The following is a 3,932-nucleotide window of genomic DNA, read 5'->3' as shown; positions in this document are numbered from 1 at the left end:
AACCTATCCTTTTTTATTTCAACCTACTAAATTCGAAAGAAAAAAGCAACATTTTCAAAAAGATTGATCCTCGTATGCCGATGAGGAATAGGTGCCCGCCTCCACTTTTATTTTCGAGTCCATGGAGGCAGGAAAATGCTTCGTTTGGCCAATGAGGCAGTGGTTCGTTCCTATTCCGGAGCTTAACTTCTGCCGTTGCCGTAAGCGGAAAGATCCTTTTCAGCTTTCTTTTAGCGGAAATAAAGAGGGAGGTTGTGGGCAAGATATTTCCCGCCGATTGGCCGGCACTCAGCATCTCCCTGCCTCCTTCTCACTAATCTTTATGAATTTACAACTGAAGATACAAAGGGTGGGATGGCAAGATGAGGAATATGGTTGAGTTTCAATATTCTTGTGGTATTCTAAAAAATGATTTTCCGAGAGGGGTGATTTTTTATGGCAGAAGAAGAGAGGGAGGAAGAAATTAGCTTTGCCGATCTTTTTGAAAGCAGCACTCAGACCCTGGGTCAGAGGTTTGCTCCTGGAGATACCGTATCCGGGATCGTGGTGAAAATGGGCAAGGAAACAGTATTTGTTGATTTGGGGGGTAAAAGTGAAGGAATCGCCGATGTTGAAGAATTTCGGGACAAAGACGGAAACCTGAGCGTTAAAGAGGGAGATCGAGTAGAACTGAGGGTGACATCCTTTCGCGGGGGGATTCATCTCAGTAAGGCAATGAAAGTTCATGGTGCCCAGGCCATCCCCCTACTACGGGAGGCCCAAAGAAATCAAATTCCGGTGGAGGGAAGAGTTGCGGCCGTTAACAAGGGAGGCTTTGAAATAGAAATTTCTGGGATGCGGGCCTTTTGTCCCGTGAGCCAGATTGGCCTCCAGTATTGCGAAAAACCTGAAGAGCATGTCGGGGCCAGATACCAGTTCCGAGTTTTGGAACTGGATGAGAGGGGAAAGAATATTATCCTATCCCGGCGCGCGCTCCTTCAGGAGGAACGGGACAAAAAGGCTAAAGAGACGATGGCCTTCCTCAAACCTGACCTTGAACTCGAAGGAAAAGTTACAAGGTTGGCTGACTTTGGCGCCTTTGTGGACATCGGAGGGATTGAAGGGATGATTCATGTCTCTGAGCTAACCCATGCCAGGGTCAACCATCCTTCTGAGATCCTTGAACCGGGCCAGATGATCAAGGTAAAGATTCTGAAAATTGAGCCAGAGAAAAATGGCCGCCAAAAAATTGCCCTTTCGTTGAAAGCTTTGGAGCCTGGTGCCTGGGAGAAGGGTATTGAAATCAAAGAAGGGGATGTGATTTCCGGGAAAGTCTCCAGGTTGGCTGATTATGGAGCGTTTGTAGAATTAGCCCCGGGTTTGGATGGCCTGGTTCATGTTTCTGAAATAAGCTATCAACGCGTTCCCCATCCGAGTCGCCTTCTTAAAGAAGGGGACCCGGTGGATGTTCTGGTTCTGAAAATAGACCAAGAAAAACGCCGAATATCCCTTTCCATTAAAGATGCGGCCATCAAGCAACGGATGGCCGAACAGGCAGGGGAAGTACGTCTGGAAGTCGGGCAGGTCCTCAAAGGGATCGTAGAGGATCAGAAACCCTATGGACTTTTCGTAAAACTTCCGCAGATCGGTATGGATATTCGGGGCCTGCTCCCCATGGAGGAATTAATTCACTCCGGAAAAGGAGATGTAAAAAAGAAGATCCCCAAAGGGAAAGAGATTCAAGTGGAGATCGTTGCCATAGATGAAAAAGGAAGGATCCAACTTTCCCAGAAGGTGATGAAGGAAAAAGAAGACCGGGAAGAATTCGAGAAGTTTCTCAAAGAAGAAGAGAAGACCGGGAAGCTCGGCACCCTGGGGGAGATTTTCACGAAGCTGAAGAAGTGAATCTTTGTTGTCCGGGACAAATTCCTAAAGGAGGAATTCCGGAATCGGCTGATCGGTTTACCTTTATATTATGCGGGACAATTCTTGTTGGCCTTTTCCCCCGGGCTTTTAGGGTGAAGCGGAAAAGTTTTTTCTCCAGTATTCATACATCCGGAAGAGGATCTGGGCGATTTCATCCAGACGCTGATGGATGCGGATTCCCTCCCTTTGCAGGTCGAAAATAGCCTGGCTCTCCCATTGGGATAGGCAACATCCCAGGATAACCGGTTTGCCGATCTCCTGCTGGAGTCCGTTGTAGCTGCGCATGATTTGTTCTTCCAGACCCAGGAAAAGTTTCCTCCCCGGAGGGGTTTCGTCCCGGATAAAACCCGGCCGGCCGAACCCATGGAGAATGAGGGCATCTATTTCATCTGAAGAAAGGATCGCTCTACCCATGGCAAGGAGGGAATGAACTGAAAACGCCGAAACTCCTGCTGCCCCAATGTCCACGGGATTTCTCGTAGAGGCCCGGAGCGGCATGCCCAAAGACTTCAGAGTTGTTTGAGTGGTTGCGCTCAACTCTGGAACGATCAACCCTTCTTCTTCGAGACGATCCGCAAGAGCTACGCCCCACGACCCTCCCATCGTTACAATGGCCACCCGTTTTCCCCTCATGGGGGGGCGCTCAATTAAGGCGTGCCCCAAAGGGAGAAGAAGTTCCATGGTAGGGGAGAGAATGACATTTACCTGATCCAAGGCTCCGCGATAGAGCTCTTTCCAACCGGCGATGGCTCCCGTGTGGCTATGGGCGGCGCGAGTGCCCCCCTCTGTGCGACCCGCTTTGTGGATGATGATGGGCTTTTCGCGGGGTACTCGGCGAGCAATCTCCATGAAACGCCTCCCATCGCGCAGCGTTTCGAGATACATTAAAATTCCTTTCACCTGGGGATCTCGGCTAAAGTGATCTAAAAAGTCAGTCACCTGCAGATCACACTCGTTCCCGGTGTGGATGAACTTGCCCACGCCCATCCCGCGGGCAGATCCCCAAGCCAAAAGATCGTAAATGGCATACCCTCCCTGGCAGACCGCCGCCAGGGGGGTGGGGAAAAGATGTTCGGCGGAGGAAGCGGAGGCGTTGAATCTGGCAGGCAAGTTAAAAGTGCCGCTTACATTGGGACCGAGAATCCGCATCCCATAGGCTCGAGCCATTTGGGCCATGGCCTCCTCCCGAGCTCTTCCCCCCTCTACCGCTTCCCCAAATCCGGCTGTGATGATGGTAATCCCTTTGACCCCCTTTGTTCCACAGTCATGGATCGTTTCTTCCACTGAATCTTCCGGGATGGTAAACACCGCCAGTTCAACGGAGTCAGGAATGGACCTCACGTCCGGGAAGGCCTGGAGGCCGTACACATTGGCGGAACGGCGATTCACGGGATAAATCTTCCCCGGATATTTCCAGGCCAGCAGGTTTTCCATAATAAAGGATCCCCACGATCCAGGCCTCTCCGTGGCCCCGATCACCGCGACACTCTCAGGTTCGATAAAAACATTTAAGTCACTTTTCAATTTGCCCTTCTTTCTTTTTCTCAGTTAAAGCCGCTTGGTGAATCAACTCTTCCGGGCCCTTTCAGGGAGGCTTTTGAAGTTCAGGAGGGATGTTTTTGTTAAGACCGGGGGCGCGCCCGGACTTTCCGTGGGGCAGCCAGCCAGATGGCCACACAGGCCACGGCGAACGAAACAATAGCTGCCAAGAAAGCGAGCAGGTAATTCCCGATGAGTTCGAAAAGCCATCCTCCCAGCCAGGCACCTATGGCGCCCCCCAAAGCGAATCCAACCCAGATTGCTCCGATGGTAAATCCCACCTTGGGCCCCTGGAAAATGTCCGTGACCGAAGCGGCAATGGTGGGGGCGCTGAGCCCGTTGGCCGCGCCAAGGGTTATGGCATAGTAATAGAGCATCCAGGGATGGGAGGCATCTTGAATGAGAGCCAATACGACAATTCCAGAAATGCCAATCACCGCACCGATGGTTATAGTAATTTCCCGTCCAATCCGGTCGGAGATCAGGCC

The 3,932-nt window shown here is 51.2% G+C and carries 3 protein-coding genes; 1 reads left to right on the top strand and 2 read right to left on the bottom strand.

Translation table 11 applies throughout. From position 1 onward, the window contains the following. Window positions 1–435: 435 nt before the first annotated feature. Window positions 436–1,884 (top strand): S1 RNA-binding domain-containing protein, encoded by a 1,449-nt coding sequence (locus Q7V48_03335; protein ID MDO9209769.1) that lies wholly within the window; start codon window positions 436–438, stop codon window positions 1,882–1,884. Window positions 1,885–1,992: 108 nt separating this feature from the next. Here the strand turns inward: Q7V48_03335 and Q7V48_03330 are convergent, their stop codons facing one another. Next, window positions 1,993–3,429: a CoA-binding protein gene (locus Q7V48_03330; protein MDO9209768.1), complete on the bottom strand. Its 1,437-nt coding sequence runs from the start codon at window positions 3,427–3,429 to the stop codon at window positions 1,993–1,995. 98 nt (window positions 3,430–3,527) lie between these two features. After that, window positions 3,528–3,932: MFS transporter (locus Q7V48_03325; protein MDO9209767.1), on the bottom strand; the 405-nt coding region annotated here is incomplete at its 5' end.

It is taken from the genome of Deltaproteobacteria bacterium, assembly GCA_030654105.1.
Taxonomy (GTDB): domain Bacteria; phylum Desulfobacterota; class SM23-61; order SM23-61; family SM23-61; genus JAHJQK01.
The sequence above is the reverse complement of the archived record's forward strand: the minus strand, read 5'-3'. Positions and strand labels throughout refer to the sequence as shown.